Annotated in this window: 20 protein-coding genes; 14 read left to right on the top strand and 6 right to left on the bottom strand. The window is 38.4% G+C overall.

Going from position 1 to position 20,967, the window contains the following annotated elements:
* Positions 1 to 168: 168 nt before the first annotated feature.
* The gene (locus CHU_RS11175) at positions 169 to 1,044 is read left to right on the top strand and encodes an SDR family oxidoreductase (RefSeq protein ID WP_011585670.1); all 876 of its coding nucleotides are present in this window, start codon (positions 169 to 171) and stop codon (positions 1,042 to 1,044) included.
* A 16-nt stretch (positions 1,045 to 1,060) separates the two neighbouring features.
* A complete protein-coding gene (locus CHU_RS11170) occupies positions 1,061 to 2,164 on the top strand; it encodes a DNA topoisomerase IB (protein ID WP_041932720.1) in 1,104 nt (367 codons plus the stop codon).
* Positions 2,165 to 2,251: 87 nt separating this feature from the next.
* On the opposite strand, the gene malQ is transcribed toward CHU_RS11170, so the two are convergent.
* Together malQ and CHU_RS11160 are read right to left on the bottom strand one after the other, a co-directional pair.
* Positions 2,252 to 3,751 carry a 4-alpha-glucanotransferase gene (gene malQ / locus CHU_RS11165; protein WP_011585668.1) on the bottom strand — a complete coding sequence of 500 codons (1,500 nt, stop codon included), beginning with the start codon at positions 3,749 to 3,751 and terminating at the stop codon, positions 2,252 to 2,254.
* A 217-nt stretch (positions 3,752 to 3,968) separates the two neighbouring features.
* On the bottom strand, positions 3,969 to 4,307 hold the full coding sequence (locus CHU_RS11160; RefSeq protein ID WP_011585667.1) for a winged helix-turn-helix transcriptional regulator: 339 nt from the start codon (positions 4,305 to 4,307) through the stop codon (positions 3,969 to 3,971).
* A 133-nt stretch (positions 4,308 to 4,440) separates the two neighbouring features.
* Between CHU_RS11160 and CHU_RS11155 the strand changes: the two genes are divergently transcribed.
* Positions 4,441 to 4,800, top strand: coding sequence for a hypothetical protein (locus CHU_RS11155; protein WP_041932719.1), 360 nt, complete (start codon positions 4,441 to 4,443; stop codon positions 4,798 to 4,800).
* Between the two features lie 125 nt (positions 4,801 to 4,925).
* On the opposite strand, the gene CHU_RS19585 is transcribed toward CHU_RS11155, so the two are convergent.
* Entirely contained in the window at positions 4,926 to 5,090 is a 165-nt protein-coding gene (locus tag CHU_RS19585) for a hypothetical protein (RefSeq protein ID WP_011585665.1), read from the bottom strand.
* A 108-nt stretch (positions 5,091 to 5,198) separates the two neighbouring features.
* On the opposite strand from CHU_RS19585, the gene CHU_RS11150 reads away from it, so the two are divergent.
* From CHU_RS11150 to CHU_RS11135, 4 genes are all read left to right on the top strand, one after another.
* Positions 5,199 to 6,806 (top strand): hypothetical protein, encoded by a 1,608-nt coding sequence (locus CHU_RS11150; RefSeq protein ID WP_238379265.1) that lies wholly within the window; start codon positions 5,199 to 5,201, stop codon positions 6,804 to 6,806.
* Complete coding sequence (locus CHU_RS11145; RefSeq protein ID WP_011585663.1) at positions 6,793 to 8,106, top strand: DUF5723 family protein; 1,314 nt, start codon at positions 6,793 to 6,795, stop codon at positions 8,104 to 8,106. Before CHU_RS11150 ends, CHU_RS11145 begins: the two co-directional genes overlap by 14 nt.
* Positions 8,107 to 8,173: 67 nt before the next feature.
* Positions 8,174 to 8,527: a phage holin family protein gene (locus CHU_RS11140; protein WP_011585662.1), complete on the top strand. Its 354-nt coding sequence runs from the start codon at positions 8,174 to 8,176 to the stop codon at positions 8,525 to 8,527.
* A gap of 6 nt (positions 8,528 to 8,533) precedes the next feature.
* Positions 8,534 to 9,025 (top strand): GyrI-like domain-containing protein, encoded by a 492-nt coding sequence (locus CHU_RS11135; RefSeq protein WP_011585661.1) that lies wholly within the window; start codon positions 8,534 to 8,536, stop codon positions 9,023 to 9,025.
* A 57-nt stretch (positions 9,026 to 9,082) separates the two neighbouring features.
* Here the strand turns inward: CHU_RS11135 and CHU_RS11130 are convergent, their stop codons facing one another.
* From CHU_RS11130 to CHU_RS11120, 3 genes are all read right to left on the bottom strand, one after another.
* Positions 9,083 to 9,880, bottom strand: coding sequence for a hypothetical protein (locus CHU_RS11130; RefSeq protein ID WP_011585660.1), 798 nt, complete (start codon positions 9,878 to 9,880; stop codon positions 9,083 to 9,085).
* Positions 9,881 to 10,302: 422 nt separating this feature from the next.
* A complete protein-coding gene (locus CHU_RS11125) occupies positions 10,303 to 11,226 on the bottom strand; it encodes a lysophospholipid acyltransferase family protein (RefSeq protein WP_011585658.1) in 924 nt (307 codons plus the stop codon).
* A gap of 208 nt (positions 11,227 to 11,434) precedes the next feature.
* Complete coding sequence (locus CHU_RS11120; RefSeq protein ID WP_011585657.1) at positions 11,435 to 12,790, bottom strand: PhoH family protein; 1,356 nt, start codon at positions 12,788 to 12,790, stop codon at positions 11,435 to 11,437.
* A 256-nt stretch (positions 12,791 to 13,046) separates the two neighbouring features.
* Here CHU_RS11120 and CHU_RS11115 point away from each other — a divergent pair, with 256 nt between their 5' ends.
* The 7 genes from CHU_RS11115 (at position 13,047) to CHU_RS11085 (ending at position 20,911) form a co-directional block, all read left to right on the top strand.
* Positions 13,047 to 13,535: a YajQ family cyclic di-GMP-binding protein gene (locus CHU_RS11115; RefSeq protein WP_011585656.1), complete on the top strand. Its 489-nt coding sequence runs from the start codon at positions 13,047 to 13,049 to the stop codon at positions 13,533 to 13,535.
* 56 nt (positions 13,536 to 13,591) lie between these two features.
* Positions 13,592 to 14,572 (top strand): polyprenyl synthetase family protein, encoded by a 981-nt coding sequence (locus CHU_RS11110; RefSeq protein ID WP_011585655.1) that lies wholly within the window; start codon positions 13,592 to 13,594, stop codon positions 14,570 to 14,572.
* 373 nt (positions 14,573 to 14,945) lie between these two features.
* Positions 14,946 to 16,043, top strand: coding sequence for a cytochrome-c peroxidase (locus tag CHU_RS11105; protein WP_011585654.1), 1,098 nt, complete (start codon positions 14,946 to 14,948; stop codon positions 16,041 to 16,043).
* A gap of 2 nt (positions 16,044 to 16,045) precedes the next feature.
* Positions 16,046 to 16,870 carry an MbnP family protein gene (locus CHU_RS18915; RefSeq protein ID WP_011585653.1) on the top strand — a complete coding sequence of 275 codons (825 nt, stop codon included), beginning with the start codon at positions 16,046 to 16,048 and terminating at the stop codon, positions 16,868 to 16,870.
* A gap of 214 nt (positions 16,871 to 17,084) precedes the next feature.
* Positions 17,085 to 19,547: a glycoside hydrolase family 3 N-terminal domain-containing protein gene (locus CHU_RS11095; RefSeq protein WP_011585652.1), complete on the top strand. Its 2,463-nt coding sequence runs from the start codon at positions 17,085 to 17,087 to the stop codon at positions 19,545 to 19,547.
* A gap of 141 nt (positions 19,548 to 19,688) precedes the next feature.
* The gene (locus CHU_RS11090; protein WP_011585651.1) at positions 19,689 to 20,360 is read left to right on the top strand and encodes a hypothetical protein; all 672 of its coding nucleotides are present in this window, start codon (positions 19,689 to 19,691) and stop codon (positions 20,358 to 20,360) included.
* A gap of 77 nt (positions 20,361 to 20,437) precedes the next feature.
* On the top strand, positions 20,438 to 20,911 hold the full coding sequence (locus tag CHU_RS11085; RefSeq protein ID WP_238379264.1) for a hypothetical protein: 474 nt from the start codon (positions 20,438 to 20,440) through the stop codon (positions 20,909 to 20,911).
* Positions 20,912 to 20,967 lie beyond the last annotated feature (56 nt).

The following is a 20,967-nucleotide window of genomic DNA, read 5'->3' as shown; positions in this document are numbered from 1 at the left end:
TGAAGAAAATAGCCATAAAGAAACCCACAGCTAAAAAGTCAATGGCTAAGAAATCTGCCATGAAAAAATCAACAACAAAAAAATAAAAGAATATGAACGATTTACTACTTGAAGATATCTACGAAGTAGAATTCTTATTTGTTTAAAACTGCGTCAATAGCTTGTACTATGGAAGATACAATGGATTCAGCAACGGAAGAAATACTTAGAGAACCTCAGCAACAGGAAAGGCCGGGTAAAGAAACGGATATGAAGCCAAGGCCTCAATCTGAAAATAATGCACCGGGCAATAATAAACTGAAAAACAAAATCGCTTTGATTACCGGAGGTGATAGCGGAATTGGTAAAGCTGTTGCATTGCTTTTTGCTAAAGAAGGAGCCGATGTTGCCATTGTATATTTAAATGAACATGCTGATGCGCTTGAAACACAAAGCATAATCAATGCTAAATACAGTAAACAGTGCTTGCTGTTACCGGGCGACATAAGCAACGAATCTTTTTGCAGTAAGGTGATTGATCAGGTGATTGAGACATTCGGACGCATTGATATTCTTGTGAATAATGCTGGTATTCATTACGAATGTGAGGATCTGGCAGAACTGGTTACTGAAAAAATGATCGCAACATTTGAAACCAATGTGTATAGTATGTTCTGGATTACGAAGTATGCATTGCCGCATTTGAAAGCCGGAAGTTCTATCATAAACAGTTCTTCTGTTACGGCATATCGTGGTAGCAAGCATCTGATTGATTATGCAGCAACAAAAGGTGCAATTGTTTCTTTTACACGCAGCTTATCATCGAGTTTAGTAGACAAAGGCATTCGTGTAAATGGCGTCGCACCCGGCCCGATCTGGACACCGTTGATTCCATCTTCTTTTGAAGAGGACAGAGTGGCCAAACACGGATTGAATGCACCCATGCACAGAGCAGGAGAACCTTCGGAAGTTGCACCTTCTTACCTGTTTCTGGCAAGCGAAGACGCTTCTTATATAACAGGACAATTCCTGCATCCAAACGGTGGTGAAATTATTAATGGTTAATTTAAATTTTGATTTTATGACGATCTCTCAAACATCTATTTCTGTATCTAAACTTATAGTTCCAAGAAGCAAAATGCGTAAAGCTGTGAAGGACTACCAGGAGAGTGCTAAATTAGCAAATCTTGTATATGTAAATGATAAAGAAGAAGGTATTGCACGGAAAAAAAATAATGGAAGATTTTCATATTATTTGAAAGACAAAAAAATATCTGATAAAAAAATATTACAACGCATCAACCAATTGGTTATTCCGCCGGCCTGGGAAAATGTATGGATTTGCCAAAATGAAAACGGACACATTCAGGTAACAGGTGTTGATGCTAAAAACAGAAAGCAATATCGTTATCACCCTGCATGGTCTAATCTGCGCGATCAGACAAAATATTGCAGGCTGCGTGATTTCTCGCATGCGCTTCCTGAAATAAGAGCACGTATAAAAGAAGATCTATGCCAACGTGGGTTTCCTAAAAATAAAGTTCTTGCTGCTGTTGTAAGCATCATGGAGTCTACAAGTATTCGTGTAGGGAATAGCATGTATGAAAAACTATATGGTTCATATGGCTTATCAACAATGAAAGACAGGCATGTTAAAATCCAGGGCCAGGAAGTTCAATTTTCGTTCAAAGGGAAAAAAGGTGTTTACCATAAAATAAGTTTGAAAAGTAAAAAACTGGCACATATTGTCTCTCAATGTAAAGACATTCCCGGTAAGGAATTGTTCCAGTACTTTGATGAAAAGGGAAACAATCATTCCATTGATTCAGGAGATGTAAACGATTACATACGTGAAATATCGGGTGGTGATTTTACAAGCAAAGATTTCCGTACCTGGACCGGAACAGTAAAATGCCTGCAGGCATTTTCAAACCTGGGTCACGGTGAAAATAACACACAAGTAAAAAGGTTGATGAATGAAGCAATGGATATTGTAGCACATCAATTAGGGAATACACGCAGTGTTTGTAAAAAACATTATATTCATCCCGGGATCCTGGCTGATTATGAAAGCGGGAAACTGGAAAAATACATTAAGCAGATTCAGGAAATTGAAATGGATTGTAATTCCGATGCAATCATTACACCGACAGAAAAAGTACTGGTAAAAATTCTTGAACATTAAAATTAAAAATACTTGCAGATGCACTGCAACTAACCGTTGAGTAGAAAATAAAAGAGCAGAAGTACATGTTACTTCTGCTCTTTTATTTTAGTGTAAGCGGTTAAATAAATACAGCTGGTTATGAATTTCTTTTGCCAGTTCTTCTGTTAACGGAGCCTGAGAATGTAAGCGCCATTTCCAGTTATCATGCAGGCTGCCCGGGCGATTCATTTTTGCTTCAGCGCCGAGGCCAAGCATATCCTGCATGGGCCATACAGCAATCACTGCCACGGAAGAAATTGCTTTCCGGATAAATTCTTTGTTCAGATTACTTTCGTCTATGGTTTTATTGAAATACACGGAAATCATACTCTTGCCTTTATCCGATACTTCTTCTTTCCACCAGCCTTGTAGCGTATTATTGTCGTGCGTGCCCGTATAGGAAATGCAATGCGGAACATAGTTATGCGGATTGTGAATACTGGTAGGCGCATCATCAAAGAATGCAAACTGCAGAAGTTTCATTCCTGGCAGATCAAATTTTTTCATCAGATCCCATACCGGCTGATCAATTTCTCCTAAATCTTCTGCAATGAAAGGCATATCGGCATGTATCTGCTGAATTTTTTTAAACAGATCATTGCCCGGTGCTTTTACCCATTTGCCATTTGCGGCAGTGTGTTCGGTAGCAGAGATTTCATAGTAAGCAGAGAACGCACGGAAGTGATCTAATCGGATAATATCACACATGAGTAAGGTGTGCGTAATGCGTTTGATCCACCAGTCGTATCCCGTTTTTTTCAACGCCGACCAATTGAAAATCGGCATCCCCCATAATTGGCCTGTTTCAGAAAACATATCCGGCGGCACACCCGCTACTTTAGCAGGACGTCCGTCTTTAAATAATTTAAATAATTCAGGATGTTTCCATACATCAGCACTGTCATGGCTTACATAGAAAGGCATGTCACCTATGAATTGTATATTTTTTTGAGTTACATAGGTGCGTAATAACGCCAGCTGTTTAAAAAAAAGATACTGAATGAATTTTTCTTTTACGATGGAATGTTCAAGTGTTTTTTTAATTTTATTTAATGCCCGGGTGTCTCTGTTTTTTATTTCAGCCGGCCAGTCCAGCCACCAGGCACCTTGATAAAAATTCTTAAGCGAAAGAAACAGGGTGAAATCATCCAGCCAGTAAGCCTGCTTTTTGCAGAAGGATTTGAAATCTGGTTGTTCTGTTTTTTCAAAACGCTCAAATGCTTTGTTAAGTAAAGACATTTTATATGCAAATACTTTGTCAAACTCAACAATATTTTCCTCAAAGGTGTGTTCCAGTAAATCCGTTGTTTCCAGTAAACCATCTTCTAACAGTAATTCCGGGCTTATAAACATTGGATTGCCTGCAAATGCTGATAAACAGCTGTAGGGTGAAAAGCCGCGTCCGCCGTCTGTATAGTTTAACGGAAGTGTTTGCCAGTAACGGATACCCGTTGTTGCCAAGTAATCTGCGAACCTATATGCTGAAGGTCCGAAATCTCCAACGCCAAATGTATTATATAAAGAAGAGATGTGTAAAATAACGCCGCTGCTCCGATTGATATTCATATGTTATTTTTATTTTATGCCAGATAAATGGATTGAAAGTATTCCTTATTAAAGATAATAAAAATCGCGACTTTATGAAGATATATCCAGAGTTATTATATCGAAATATCTGCAATTATTTTTTATGTAACCCCGATTGATTTTTCATGTATCTTAATTCAGTAAATGGGTATTGAAATAAAAAGTATCGGCACTTAATAGTAAAAATAATTACGCTTTATTTTTGCATGACTTGTTTGCGGTGCTCCAATCCCCAGAGATATAGTGCATCTAAAACTTTCTCGATGGATTTGCCATGTTTGGTAATAGAGTATTCTACAGTAGGAGGAAAGGTATCAAAGACGTCTCTTTTGATTAATTTATTTTCTTCCAGCATTTTCAATTCTTTCGAAAGCATTTTATCCGTAATGCCATTGATGTCTTTGGAGATTTCTTTGAAGCGTTTTGTTCCGGTTGAGAGCGAAAGCATAATCAATAGCTTCCATTTGCCTTCCAGTGCTTCCAATGCATCTTTAATAGCAAGTACATTTTTAGGACAACCTTCTCTTGTTAACATAGCATTGATGGTATGAAGTGGTGAATACGTTACTATCCTTTGGTATAGCGCTATCTAAAAGGATAGTACTATCTGTGGTATAGCAAATATGGTTACTTTTGTTTTAACATACATAGCGATTAAAAAAATAATTATGGTACAAAAAAGAAAACGGATCATTTCTACTATACTGATTGCCATACCGGCACTGGTATTACTTACGGGAGGAATCATGAAGCTGACTCATACTGAACCTGAAACAGTTGTACAGTTTCTTACAGAAGCTGGCTTTGGTTCATACATGCAGGTGCTGGGACTTGGATCCATACTTATCGGTGCACTGCTGTTGTATCCTGAAACGCATAAGATTGGTTTCTTATTGGCCAGCTGTTATTTTGCCGCTGCATTAAGTTTAGAAATATCCGGTGCACAACCTCCTGTTTCAGCACTTTTCATTACAATACTTTGGCTCGGCATGTTCTTAAAAAATAAAGGAATGTTTTTCGGTGTTTAGGAAAATAATTGAAGTCTGGTTAGACAGAAGAATGCATACGTGTGTTAAAACGTATAAAAAATTAAACCTTCCATTTCTCTTTTTGAATTAAAAGAAATGGAAGGTTTAGTATAATACAAGACAGCTTAGCAATCCAATTGCGGACACTCGTGTTTTTTTCTATGTTTTTGCTGTTTCTTAATACGCTTTTCGGTAGTCGATTTTTTAGGTTTTCCCGGAGATGGTGTGTTACCCAGACAGCCTATAGACAGAAAACTGCCTAAAATGGAAAGAATAATGAGTTTTCTCATAATACTATAAATAATATGAATTGTTCAATTCAATATACAAAAAAATAGATTAAATTTAGAAGAACAATTTAATTTTATACCGAATTGAAACTTCAACCTAAAATATTTTTGTCATATTTTTTACTTCCCGCGGCATGTCTGCTTTTATTAACAAGCTGTTATAAGAAGAAATTTGATGAACTAAAACTAGCGAATGCCAGTCCTGAATATTTGTATCCGCTTATAGATGCTGAACTAAGCCTGAAAGATATTATTGATCCAACGAAGAAAAAGCTGTACATCACCGAAGATGCGAATGGTTTTTATACGTTTGTATACTACCAGGATGTATATGAAGCATATATAACTGACTTTTTAAAAATTGATGATTTGGCTTTCAATCAGTCTGTTTCTCTTACTGGAGGAGAAATTGCATCCTTGCCGGTTAATACTACTATTACACATTCTTTTACCCAGTCCAACACTCTTGATGCGGAGAACGGCGAGCAGTTAAAACACCTGACAATAAAATCCGGTTCTATTCCATTAAATCTTTCATCTACTTTCAGGCACGATATTCAATTAGTTATAACGTTTCCATACATTAAAAAAAATAATGTCGCGTTAACAAAAACAGTTGCGCTGAATTACAACGGTAGTTCGCCTGTTGTATCTAATAACACCATTGATCTTTCCGGTTATTCAATCGATTTGTCTGAAAACAATACCAAAGTAAATACACTAACCTATACAGCCGCATTAACAGTTACGTATAAAGCAGGCAGTCCGATTAATGCAACGCAAAAACTGGATGTACAAACCGGTTTAACAGGTATTCAATATCAATATGCAGATGGTTATATCGGACACTATGATATTAATATGCCGGAAGACACACTTAAGATTGAAATTTTTGATAATGCCTATGCAGGGAATGTTTATTTTACAGATCCTAAAGTACGTGCAATCATATACAATTCCATTAGTGCAGCATCTTCTGTTAAGATGAATCAATTAGAAACGTATTCCAACATTACAGGCCAAACCAATATTACAGGTTCAATCATTAATACAAATATCCCGATCAATTATCCTGCAGTATCTGAAATTGGCCAGACTAAAACAACCACTATTCAGCTGGATAAAACAAACTCGAATGTACAAACCGTTTTTAACCCGGCTCCTGATCAGGTAATCTATAAAATGTCAGGCATTATAAACCCAGGCGGTGTTACTACAAATTTTGTAACTGATACGAGTAAGATACGGATACGAGGCGAAGCAGAAATTCCATTGGAAGGAAAAATCACGCAATTTGTATTGCTGGATACCATTGAAGATATCAGTTATCCGGATATAAAAGTAGATGGAAATGATGTTACCGTTCTTTCTGCTGCATTTAACCTGGCGCTGGTAAATGGTTTTCCGTTAAATACGAATATTCAGATGTATTTCCTGGATGATACAGGTATGATTGTAGATTCATTATTTTCCACGCCGCATTTTATTGCGTCCGGTTCCATTGACGGGAACGGTAAAGTAACTACACCAACTACTGTTCACATTAAAGAAATATTTGATGAAGCCCGTTATAAACGTGTTTCAACTTCTTCTAAAGCGGTTATATATGCATTCTTCAGTTCTGCCAACAATGGAACAGTGCCGATCAAAATCTATTCTTCCTATAAAATTAAGTCTAACATTAGTATAAACGTAAAAGCCAATGTTAGTTTTTAAAAAAATAACAACGATACTGTTTCTGTTTGTCTGCACAGGCATAACGCTGTTCGCTCAACAGGAAACAACCTTACCTGCATTAACGTGGGTGCCTCAGGCAGGCTATACAGATGTAACGATCATGCCCGATCAATATAAGACAAGTGTTTCATTGCCGTTGATTGGCTCATTTCAGTTGTATTACTTTAATTCTGCGTTTACCTATAACAATCTGGTTAAAAATAATACCATAGATCCGAATCTGGTAATACCAAAACTTAAAACTATGAATCACCTGTATTCAGGCGGCAGTTATGATATTTTCAGCATGCGGTTTAAAACAGAAAAAACATACTATCAGGTTAGTATACGCGATGTATGGACGCAGCGTTTTGATTATACGAAAGACCTGATGAATCTTGTCTGGAATGGGAATGCTCCGTATGCCGGCAAAACAGCTGATCTGAATGGTGTTCGTGTAGGTGCAAATTATTACAGAGAACTTGCATTGGCAGCAACCAAACCTGTGAACGATAAGTTAACGGTAGGCGTGCGTGGTAAGTTTTTAATGGGTATGGCAAATGTTACTACCAAAGAATCTCAAAGTAATCTCTATACAGCTCCGGATGGAATGTCTGTTTCAGGGCAATCCGAATTTACTTTGCTAACCTCAGGCGTTGCAGGAAGTGAAAGCTTTAATGCGTCTAATTTTCTCGGATTGAAAAATTTAGGTTTAGCAGCAGATCTGGGCGCACGCTATAAACTTTCTGAAAAACTTTCCATCGCATGTAATGTCAATAATATTGGTTTTATCCACTGGAAGGGACAGGTAAAGAATTACCGCGTAAATGGTGACTACACATCAACCGGTTATCTGATGCGCGACAGTGCTGATGTAATGGATGCAGACTGGCAAAATGTACTTGACACACTTGAAGCTGTATTTAAACCGAAAGAAGATTCGAAAGCATATACATCATGGCTTTCACCAACAATTTACATCAGCGGTAATTATAGCATTAAAGAAAATACAATTGTGTATGCTTCTTTTGCAACCGATATTTATCACGCTATCCGGCCGGCGTTTACCGTAGGTGCTGTTCAGCAAATTGGTAAAACACTTCAGGCAACAGTTAATTATTCTATCATGGCCGATAACTATTTCAACATAGGCGGCGGGTTTGTAGTACGTGGCGGCCCTGCACAGTTTTATCTGACATGTGATAATCTCGTAGGACTTTTTGATCCATACTCCGTTAAATATTTTAATGCAAGACTTGGATTGAATTTTCTGTTTGGTAAAGTAGATACATCAAATTAAAAATAGTTTCTGTATTCTTCAAAACAAAAACGTTTTGTATTTTTGAGTACACATTAAATACTATAAAATGTTACAAACACTTTTAAAATTAGCCTTTAGCGTAGCTGTTGTACTTGCGTGCACCTATCTGTTCTGGTTTGTTGAAGTACAAAATGTACGTTCCGCTATCTTATTTGTTGCTGTTATTGGTTTGCTGAATATCTTTGTCAAACCGTTATTAACCATATTAACCATTCCGATAACGTTGTTTACGCTGGGTTTTTTTCTGCTGGTGATAAATACATGTATGGTTATGCTTGCAGATTATTTTATCGATGGTTTTTTCATTGACACGTTCTGGCATTCATTTTTATTCAGTTTAGTTTATTCCTTATCAAATGCGGTATTTGAATCCTTTTTTATAAAAAAGAGGAGCGCATAAAAATAAATGGAATCAAGAATTGAAATTCTTTCTCCAAAGAAACTCATAGGCATGCGTATGTCTATGTCTTTTGCTGATAATAAAACAGGTATACTCTGGAAGAATTTCATGTCAAGAAAACACGAAGTAACGCATACAGCCGGAACGGATTTATATTCGATACAATTCTATGCAGCTGGCTTTTTTAGTGCGTTTAATCCACGTGCACACTTTGATAAGTGTGCTTCCATAGAAGTTACTTCTATGGAAGCTATTCCGGAAGGCATGGAATACATTGAATTGCCGGCAGGATTATATGTGGTTTTTTTATACAAAGGAGATGCCCGGAATGCCGCCGCTGTTTTTCAATACATACTTGGTACGTGGTTACCAGCCTCTCCTTACGAATTAGATATACGTCCGCATTTTGAAGTGTTAGGTGAAACGTATAAAAAAGATGATCCTGACTCAGAAGAAGAAATATGGATTCCGGTGAGAGATAAAAACAAAAATCAATAAACAAAAAAGGATCGCCCAACGGACGATCCTTTTTTGTTTTATAAGTTGCAGTTAGAATTACTTGCAGTTGTAATAAATATCTGTTCTGTTATTAGCACCTGAAGTAGTTTCATCAACACGGGTTACATAACCTTCTGAATTAAATGTATAACCATATGTTACTGTTGTTCCGTCTGATGTCTTTGCAATTGGAAGTTTTTGACTTGTCTTGCCATAGATATTTCTGATAGAAGCATCTCCCGGCATAGGCACAAGGAATTCGCTTGTAGCGTCATTGTTACCGTATGTGTAATAAGTTGTTGTCGTAGCAGCAGTACCTATCTTACGTTCTTCTTTAGTTAGATTGCCTCCACTATATGTGAACCATGAAGTGTCTTTTGATAATCCTTGCGTTATAATAAAATCAGTTCGATCATGTGTAATAGTTCTTGTAACATGTCTGTCAGAATCGTATAGGTACCAGGTAGTATCTGCATTGTCAAAATCATTGTTACCTGATGCATCTTTATCAAATGCTACAGAGTATTCTACATTGTCGTTTGCATTTAAATGATAATTAACTTCAGATTGGATATCACCACCCTGATAAGTTTTCTCAACTATTTTACCGGATGAATAGTCATATGTCACATACGCCTGAGAGTTTCCGGATGATTTAGAGAATACTTCTTCTTTTGAAATTCTTTCCTGTGAATCATATGAAACTTTTAAAGAATCATTTCCATTCAATATATACTCTACTGAACATGCCTGTTTTGAAGGAGTTACAGCATCATCATTATCTTTTTTACACGAAGTAATAGTTGTTGCGAAGCCTACTAATAATACAGCCGGTAGTAAGAATTGTTTTTTCATTTTTGTGATTTGTTTAGTTTATGATTCAAATCTACAGTAGAGTAATTTTTATTCGTTACATGAAAAAATGATTTTTTTATACAAATCGCAGATATGTTCATTGAAATTCTATAAATCAATACGATACAATTTGCTGAATCTGTTTTTTGAAATTGAATCATATTTTGATAGGCTTAATGGTATTATTTTAAGGAAGATGTTGAACAGGAAATGTAATATGTATTTCTGCATGATCAGTAATAAAGGGATATACAGCATATTTTACAGCTATAAAAAATAATCATTGATGCGCATGTAAAATGCATGTATCAACGGTGTGTATTTTTTTTATCTATATAAACTGAATAATAAAAAACACAAAAAAAATCTGAACCGATTTTTCCGGTTCAGATTTTCAATGTAATGATGAGTTAAACTACAGGTTATTGTATTTCTTCACCAGGCTTTGTTTTAAAACGTTCGTGCATCCAGACCCATTGTGAAGGATCTTTTCGGATAAATGCATCAACTGCCTGATTCATACGTAAGGTATTATCCAATAAATCCTGTTCCGGATCTCCGCTTCTGGTTACTTCCAGCGCAGGCATGCAGGTGATGGTTTGATTGTCGTGTTCGTCCATTTGAACTATTACAGGTACAATGTCTGCACCCGATTTAAGTGCGATCATGGTAGCGCCAACAGGCGTTGCTGCCGGTACGCCCATAAAATCAACAAAGCGGCTTTTAACTTTTGTATCCTGATCAATTAATATAATCATGACACGGCCTTCTTTCAGGCTGCGCATAAGCTGTAAGGTGTTTTCACCGCGGTGCACGTATTTGCTTCCGCCTTTAGAACGTGAACGCACAATTAAATCATCCAGCCGCGGATCTTTTAATTTTGTACCTACCATAATCGATTTATAATTTAAACCGATAAACGTTCCTAAAATTTCAAAGGCTCCGATATGTGCTGTAAGTAATACAACTCCTTTGCCTTTTGCATACGCTTCATCCAGATTTTCTTTGCCGATTATCCTTACCTGTTTATAGAACTGATCTAAATTTTCCATTGGGAATACCCGCATTACAGTTGCCAGGTTTTTTCCTAAGTTCATAAACATTTTTTTTGTAATGGCTTTTATCTCTTCCTGCGTTTTTTCTTTGCCAAAAACAATCGTTAAATTTTTAATTGCTCTGCGTCTTGGTTCACCGGCAAAGTAATAGGCCAGTCTTCCTAACCCCCCGTATACAAAATATACAACCGGCCGGGGTAATTTTTCGGTAACAAAAATCAAGGTTTTTACCAGCCAGAATAGTAAGGTATATTTTAATCGTTTCAGGAAAGGACGGTTATCTGCTTCCATTTTTGAGAGGAATAGTATAAGTAAATGAATACACAAAACTACAAAAAAGCATGCGCTTTCCAACCCCGATTTTGTACACCCCAGCCCACGATTTCAATCGTGGGTGATTTCAATCGTGGGTATCAATGATTTCAATCGTGGTATGATCAGATAAAAAAAGCCCATGGTTGAAACCATGGGCCGGATTTATTTTTAAATAGGGTAAACGTTATAACAATTCGTTTGCCAGGTTGGCCAGCTCCGAACGTTCACCTTTTTCAAGTGTTATGTGTGCATACAGGTCCTGATTTTTCAAACGGTCAATTAAATAGGAGAGACCATTTGATTCTGAATCAAGATAAGGTGTATCAATCTGGAAAATATCACCGGTAAAGATGATCTTGCAGTTTTCACCCGCACGTGAAATAATTGTTTTTACTTCATGCGGGGTAAGATTCTGTGCTTCATCCACAATGAATACAATGTTGGATAAGCTTCGGCCCCTGATATAAGCAAGCGGTGTAATAACAAGCTTTTCCTTATTCACCATGTCGGTAATCCGCTGGTAATCCTGATCGGTTTCATTGAATTGATTCTGAATAAATTTCAGGTTATCAAACAAGGGTTCCATGTACGGATTCAACTTTGACTTGATATCGCCGGGTAAGTAACCGATATCTTTGTTACTCAACGGCACAATTGGTCTTGCCAGGAAGATCTGTTTGAAATCTTTACGCTGTTCCAGCGTTGCAGCCAAGGCAATAAGTGTTTTACCTGTACCGGCAACCCCTTGTATAGAAACCAGCTTAATATGCGGGTCAAGCACGGCGTGGATCGCGAACGCCTGCTCTGCATTACGCGGTTTAATGCCGTAAGCAGGTGTTTTACCTACATGTTCCAGACGTTTATCTACGGGATTATAATACGCTAAAGCCGAACTTTTGACGCTTTTTAATATGTAGTAATGGTTTTTGGAAACATCCTGCTCCGGAATAGCATCTATATCACAATAGCCTTTTTCATACAGTTCATTGATCTTTTCAGGCGCCACATTTTCAATCGTTGTGTGGCCTGTATACAACAGATCAATATCTTTTACTTTACCTGTATTATAATCTTCCGAAGGGATATTCAGAGACTTTGCCTTAAGGCGCAGGTTAATATCTTTACTTACTAGAATTACTTTTTTATCTGGATTTTCTGCCTGCACAGAAATAGCCGCATTTAAGATTTTGTGATCGTTTTTGCGGTCATCAAAAATCTTTTCAGCATCTGTTTCTTTGGTACCATGCGTATTCATGATAACTTTCAGCTTTCCTTTATCACGGCCCTCAAGCTGTATCCAGTCCTGCAGACTTGCACTGTCAGCAGCCAGCTCATCCAGAAAGCGTGTAAATTCTCTTGCTTCAAAGTTTTTGATGTCGTTACCCTTTTTAAAATTGTCCAGTTCTTCCAGTACAGTAATGGGGATAGCTAAATCATGCTCTTCAAAATTCTTAACTGCATTGTGATCGTAGATAATCACGGATGTGTCCAACACGAAGATTTTCTTCTGTGTGTCCCTGCTCTTTTTTTCCTTAGCCATAAAATCAAAAACGTTTAAACGATACGAAATCGTTAGTGCATTTGTAAACTGTTAAATTGTTGGAACCATACGTATTTCTGTTTTGAATATACCAGTTCCGTCGAAATTATGGATAACGAATTACATGATTTTGTTGTCTTGTTAATAAGTTTTCTAACGTGGATGCGATATCAAAGTTTTAGTATTTGTTAACAAATCTTAAATGTCTAACTTCGTTCTTTCAATAGTGTCTGATAGTTAATAAAATAGAACATATATGCCTTCTTTTGATATCGTAAGTAAAGTTGATCCGCAAACCCTTGATAATGCCTTAAATGTAGCCCGCAAGGAGATCACAACGCGGTATGATTTCCGTGATTCAAAAACGGAAATAGATCTGGACAAAAAAGCATCGATCATCAAGGTTACAACCGAGAACAGCATGCGTATGAATGCCATCGTGGATATTGTCATTACACGTATGGCAAAGCAGGGAATTGATGCCAAAGCATTGGATATGTCAAAGGAAGAATATGCTTCCGGACCTATGGTAAAGCGTGAGCTGCCTGTAAAGAATGGTATCGATAAAGAAAGCTGCAAAAAAATAATCAAGATTATTAAAGACTCGGGCTCAAAGGTAACACCTGCGCAAATGGATGATTTAATTCGTGTTACAGGTAAAAAGATTGATGACCTGCAGGAGATTATTGCTCTTTTGCGCTCCAAGGATGTAGGGGTAGCGTTACAGTTTATCAATATGAAATAATTGTATCCTGCAAGTACAATTCCTTAAATTGCCTATATTCGTACTTTAATTCTCCCATGTCTGAAATACGCTTAGATGATATAAGAAATGTTGTGAAAGACGACATGAAGGACTTCGAAAAGAAGTTCCGTGATTCAATGAAATCCAAAGTGATGCTGTTGGATAAGATTATGTCGTATATCGTAAAGCGCAACGGCAAGCAAATGCGGCCAATGTTTGTATTTTTATCCGCTCATCTGGCAGGGAATGTAAACGACTCAACACAACGCGGCGCCGCGCTCATCGAATTATTGCATACAGCAACGCTTGTGCACGACGATGTGGTAGATGATTCAGATTACCGTCGCGGAATGTTCTCTATTAACGCACTCTGGAAAAATAAGATCGCTGTTTTGGTAGGCGATTATCTGTTATCAAAAGGTCTTTTGTTATCAATCAATCACGGCGATTTCCATCTGCTGAAAATTGTATCCAATGCGGTACGTGAAATGAGTGAAGGTGAGTTGCTGCAGATTGAAAAAGCCCGTAACCTGAATATTAACGAAGAGATCTATTTTGAAATTATCCGTCAGAAGACCGCTTCGCTGATTGCCTCCTGCTGTGCTGTAGGTGTTTCTTCTACCGGTGCAGATGAAGCATTGGTAGAGCGTGCAAAAATGTTCGGGGAAAAAATCGGCATGGCGTTTCAGGTGAAAGATGATCTGTTTGATTATGAAACATCTGAAATGATCGGTAAACCGGTAGGTATCGACATTAAAGAACGCAAGATGACGCTTCCATTGATTTATGCCTTGAATAAGGCAAGCTGGCTGGAGAAAAAACGGATCATGTTTATTATCAAAAATCAAACGCATAAATCGGCAAAGGTAAAAGAAGTGCTGCAGTTTGTGCGTGAGTCCGGGGGCATTGAATACACACGCACGGTAATGGAAAATTTCAGAGAAGAAGCTTACGGATTTTTAGAAGAATTTCAGGATTCCGTATATAAAAAAGCGCTGCGTGACCTGGTAGATTATACTATTGCGCGCAAACACTAGGCCGTTGTTCGGAAATTCCAAGGTACAAATATCAAAAAGAACAAAATACAGTTCAACGTCTGTGGTTATTCATTTTCCTTCAAAATGGTTGTTGATAGAATTAACAAATAAAAATTTTCACTGGCAGCCGAAATTATATAAAGGCCGCGCTTCATTGCCATGCCTTTTAAGGGATGGGATTAGGTTCTGAGTCTGTTGCTGAGTAAAGTCAAATACAATATATTTTATAAGCGAGCAAAATGGCTTTCGCTGTTTTCAATTATACAAAGACTGCGCTTCATTGCCATCACTTTTTAAGGGATGGATCCAGAGAATTAATGAAAAGCGCAAAAGCTTAAATTCCATTCGCAGCAGCATAAAATTGGTGTTTTGAATGAGCGAACATATTGCTTTTTTATCACCTGCGTACTTTTTCGTATCTTCACAAACTCTTTATGAAGACATGAACCTTTCTATCCGCGTTTTCTTAATCCTTACGAGTGTGCTGTTTTGCTGCTCTGCAGTATATAACATAACAGAAAAGCCGTATGTATTAAACATCCCGGAAGGATTCCCGCAGCCTTATATTCCGGAAGATAATGCGCTCACCTATGCCCGGATCGAATTAGGTAAAAAGTTGTTCTATGACACCCTTTTATCTTCAGACCGTTCTGTTTCGTGTTCCTCCTGTCACCTGCAAACAATGGGGTTTACCGATGGTAAAACGTTAAGCACAGGGGTGAATCAACGGGTAAGCGACCGCAACGGAATGCCTTTGATCAACCTTGCCTGGTCCAATGCCTTTTTCTGGGACGGCGGTGTACCGAGCCTGGAACTGCAGGTGTTGAAACCCCTCACCAGTCCGAATGAAATGAATCTGCCGGTGCAGGAAGCCGTAAACCGGCTGAATGCAGATCATGTATACAAAAAGCTTTTCAAAAAAGCCTATGGAACGAATCCGGATGCTGCCAGTTTGTTCAAGGCAATTGCTTCATTTGAACGTACGCTCATAAGTGCAGATACAAAGTTCGATGCGTACTTTTATAAAAAAGATCCGGCTGCTTTTAATGAATCTGAACTGCGCGGGTATAAATTATTTTTTGGTGGTGATAAGGTTCACTGTGGTTCCTGCCATTCAGGAATTAACCTGACCAACAACAGTTTTCAGAATAACGGTTTGTATATGGAATACAGTGATCAGGGCAGATACCGGATCACCGGAAAAGAAAGTGATAAAGGGAAATTTAAAGTGCCAACACTTCGCAACATTGCTTTAACAGCGCCTTACATGCACGATGGCAGCCTGAAGACACTCGAAGAAGTGATTGATCATTATAATACAGGGGGAATTTCTCATCCAAATAAATCAGAACATGTGCATATTCATAAAGGCATGAAGTTAAACACGCAGGATAAAAAAGACCTGGTCAGTTTTCTGCATACGCTTACAGATATGACGTTTATTACCAATAAAGCTTTTCGTCCGGAATAACTATGGGTAAGCATTTATATACAGGAATTATATTGCTGCTTGTTGCAGCAGGCGCGTGTGTAGGCAGTAAAAAAAAGCAAGGTGTGGGGATCAAGCCCGTTGCGAACGTAGAGTTTGTGTGCATTCCGGTGGTGAACGACAAACCCTTTTATCTGGATAGTGTATATGTGAATGCAGCAGACGAATCGTATACGATTAACAATCTGAAATTTTTCCTTACTGATATTGCCTTCTCCCGTTCCAATACACCTGAGCGGGCGGCTCATTCCGATGCGGCCGCACAGGGTGTTTTTTTTGTAGATCTTACTGAAACAAAACAGGATACAGCAACCGGTTTCCTGCAGCATACCACATCGTTTACCACGCAAACAGGCGACTATTCAGACATCCGCTTTTCCATAGGAGTACCGCGGGCACTGAATCACAGCGATCCTACAATGGCCCCTTATCCGCTGGATGTCGGGAATGCAGACATGTTTTGGGAATGGAACTCCGGATATATCTTTTTTCTGGCAGAAGGAAGAAGCCCAGTGGCAGAAGACAGTCTGCTGCACCTGGCCATAGGCGGCGATGCACGTATTATGCCTATCAGTTTCGGAGACATATTCAATGCGGTACCTTTGATTCAGGTGAAGGAAAATACCCTGACACGGATTTATGTTAAGCTGGATATAAATAAACTGTTTGTAAATCCGGATAACCAGCCGTATTCGTTCAGGCTGGCAGAAGCTTCTGTGGTTCATAACGGCAGGTATGCAGATCTGTTGCGCCTCAACATCCTGCAGGCGCTGGAGTTTGTTTCTGTGGAATCTATACCGTTGAAATAGAAACGATTCTCCTTCCGTAATTCTGTATTAACATAGGTATATAGCACTTTTAATTGTTTTAAACGATTTTTCCACCGTGCCTAGGAATCAGCCATTTTCAAGCGGTATCTGCTTGGCAAAACCTTAAAAAAGTTGTATTATTGAAGGATATTCCGTTCAGAAACCAATATGGAAGGGAGTAGATTAATGCATTTTATATTTTAACACATAAACGATGAAAAAAACAATTTATCTTTTTGGTGTTCTTGTTTCTCTCTGGGCTTTTACTGCTTGTAACAAAAGCGAAAAACCAGCAGCGCCTGAAACGTCAGCTGTTTCAGACAAAGACAAAGAAATCGAAGCCAAAGTTGATGCACTTATTGCAAAAATGAGTCCTGAAGAGAAGGCTGGTCAAATGACGCAAGTGAATTTGAACAAAATTCTTTACACGGGTAACGGTAGCGGTTATGATAACAACTACGGTATTATTGACCCGGCTTTATTAGACACTGCAATTGTTAAGTACAAAGTTGGTTCTATTCTGAATGCGATCAACCGAGCATATTCTCAGGATCAGTGGATCTCAATTATCACACAGATTCAGGACAAAGCAACGAAAACAGGACAGAACATTCCGGTATTGTATGGTATTGATGCCATTCACGGGGTTACGTTTACATTAAACTCTACGTTATTCCCGCACAACATCGGTACTGCCGCTTCATGGAACCCGGCTGTTGAAGCTGCTGGTGCTGAAGTTACAGCATTAGAAGCAAGAGCCTGCGGTCTTAGATGGAACTTTGATCCGGTTCTGGATCTTGGCCGTAACCCGCTTTGGCCGCGTTTCCCTGAAACGTTTGGTGAAGATCCATACCTTGTAGAACAAATGGGTGTGGCTGCCATTTCTAAATATGAAGAAGCTGGTTTAGGAAGCCCGAAAGCAGTTGCTTCCTGTATGAAACACTTCATTGGTTACTCTGCTTCAAGAACAGGCCGTGACAGAACACCGTCTTTCATTCCTGAAATTGAGTTGAGAGAATATTATTTACCGCAGTTCCAGGCAGCTGTTAAAGCTGGTGCCTCTACCATCATGATCAACTCCGGTGAGATCAATGGTGTGCCGGTTCACGCAAACAAATACCTGTTAACAGATGTATTACGTGGTGAATTAGGTTTCAAAGGTTTGATTGTAACAGACTGGGAAGATATCAACCGTTTACACGAACGTCACAACATCAGCCCTACAATGAGAGATGCTGTTAAAACAGCTATCCTTGCAGGTATTGACATGAGTATGACACCAAACGATTATGAATTCACAAAACATTTGATCTCTTTGATCAAGGATGGTGAAATTCCAATGGCGCATATTGATGCTTCTGTAAAAAGAATTTTAACATTGAAAATGAAATTAGGTTTGTTTGAAAATCCGGTAGTAGAAAAAGAAGCGATCGCAAACTTTGGTAAGCCTGAGTATGCAGAGAAAGCATTATTTGCTGCAAGACAAACAATCACTTTGTTGAAAAATGATAAGAATACACTTCCATTGAAAAAAGAAATCAAGATTGTTGTTGCTGGTCCAAATGCAAACAACGTTCCTTCTTTACATGGATGCTGGTCATACACCTGGCAGGGTGCTGACGCGTCAGCAAAACTTTCAAGCAAAGGTGATAAAAACTTTATCAATGGCGTTACGTTCGGAGACAGTATTTTACCATTGTTCCCTAAATCTACGTTAACAATCAAACAAGCATTGGAAGCTAAGATCGGTGCCGGTAAAGTTGTGTGTCAATCTGTAGAAAACTACGAAGATCCTAAAAACTACAGCTTGCCATCTCTTGCAGGCGCAGACGCGATCGTTCTTTGCTTAGGTGAAAATTCATATGCTGAATCTCCGGGTTCAATCAGAGATCTTACATTAGATGCACGCCAGATTGCATTGGCACAAGCTGCTATTAAAACGGGTAAGCCGGTAATTCTTGTATTGGTTGAAGGACGTCCGAGAGTGATCTCTGCGTTTGTTGACGGTGTACCTGCTGTAGTAGATGCATTCTGGCCGGGAAGCCAGGGCGCAAATGCAATTGCAGATGTATTATTTGGTGATTATAACCCGGGTGGTAAACTTCCATTCTCTTATCCGAAACACACAGGTGATTTCATCATGTATGACCATAAGTGGACAGAAGCTAACGTTGAAACAACACCAGGTGGTTTCGTTGACGAAGGGTATATGCCGCAATGGCCATTCGGTCATGGTTTAAGTTATACAACGTTTGAATATTCTGATGCTAAAATCAGCACAGATACATTAATCGGAGATGCTAAACTGAAAGTATCTGTAACCGTTAAAAATACAGGTACGGTTGACGGTGAAGAGGTTGTTCAATTGTATACACGTGATATGTTTGCATCCGTTGTTCCGAATTCTAAACGTTTAAGAGCGTTTGAAAGAGTAGCAATCAAAGCAGGCGAATCTAAAACGGTATCGTTTGAAATTTCAAGAGCAGACCTTTCATTCGTGAAAGAAGAGCAGACGGCAACAACGCATAAATTTACACGTGTAACGGAAGAAGGTGCATTTAAAGTAATGATCGGTGGTTCTTCTAACTTCGAATTAGAAGCAGCTCCATTCCCTTGGATGACATTCCCGTACAGAACGTATAAAGGTGCATTGAATTTTTACTACAAAGAAAAGTAGTATTAAATAAATCTATAAAATTGAAAGCCTCCTGCAATTTGCGGGAGGCTTTTTTTGTATATTGGAACAGAGTATTTTTAGACCACTTCGATTATACGTGTAAAAAGTCATGTTTGAAAAGTAAAACGCATTCATATATTTATGGAAAATTTACCGTCCTATATCTGCATCGCTTTTGTCTTAACAACGCTGTTAACGATATTCTTTTTTTACGAAGCAGCCGGCAGGTCTAAAACCACGTTAATTGTTTTGCTTGCCTGGATCACGCTGCAGGCATTGATCAGTACTACCGGTTTTTATACCGTAACGGATTCGTTGCCGCCGCGTTTCCTGCTTTTAGTTATACCGCCTTTACTTACCATACTTGTCTTGTTTAACACATCACAAGGCAAAGACTTTATTGATCGGCTCGATGTAAAAGTGTTAACGCTGTTACATGTTGTCCGTATTCCTGTAGAGATCGTTTTGTTTTGTTTATTCCTGTATAAACAGGTACCGGAACTGATGACGTTTGAAGGCAGAAATCTGGATATTCTATCCGGAATTTCAGCACCGTTCATTTATTACTACGGCTATGTAAAACAAAAGCTCAGCCAAACAGTACTGCTGGCATGGAACATCATTTGTATGGGTTTGCTGTTAAATATTGTTGTGTATGCAGTATTATCAACGCCTGTTCCATTTCAGCAATTCGCGTTTGACCAGCCGAATGTTGCGGTGTTATATTTTCCTTTTGTATGGCTGCCTTGCTGCGTGGTACCATTGGTATTGCTTTCGCATTTGGTTTCAATCAGAAAACTATTAAAATACTGATGTTTAGAATATATATAGTCATACTCAGTATTTTTTGTTTTTCCTGTATTGAAAAACAAGAATATTCAGAAATTATCTTGGGTGATGACACAGCCTCTGTTTATCCTTCTCAAACCGGGTCTGATAACATAAATGACATCGAAACAATTTACATACCACAAAAAATGCCCGCAGATATTTTTTGTGATCTGGATGGCGATGGAAAGAATGATACGATTGGTCTGAGGTTAGATGCCCACATATCAAAATATGGCCTTGTTATTCAGTATGCTGCCGGTAGATGTGACACACTAGGCATGGGGAAGGCATTTTTAGATAGAGGCTTTAACGATTTTAACTGGGCTGGTATTATGGAAGTTGCGCCCAAAGGTGAGTTTTACTGGAATTATGCAAACTATGACGATCCTGATATTTCCCGCGATCAAATTAAAGATGAAGATAAAATTACATTGACACGGGCAGGTATTTTTTTACATGCAGATGAATCCTGTGGAGGTGGCGTAATTTATTTGAATGATGATCAGACGTATGCATGGATGCAACAGGAATAGTTGCTGATTAGCGTATTCTATAGTCATTGGTTCATTTAACTGTTCTCAACAGGCGG

The sequence above is a fragment of the Cytophaga hutchinsonii ATCC 33406 genome (assembly GCF_000014145.1).
Taxonomy (GTDB): domain Bacteria; phylum Bacteroidota; class Bacteroidia; order Cytophagales; family Cytophagaceae; genus Cytophaga; species Cytophaga hutchinsonii.
Note: the sequence above shows the minus strand (reverse complement) of the source record. Positions and strands in the feature narration are given on the sequence as shown.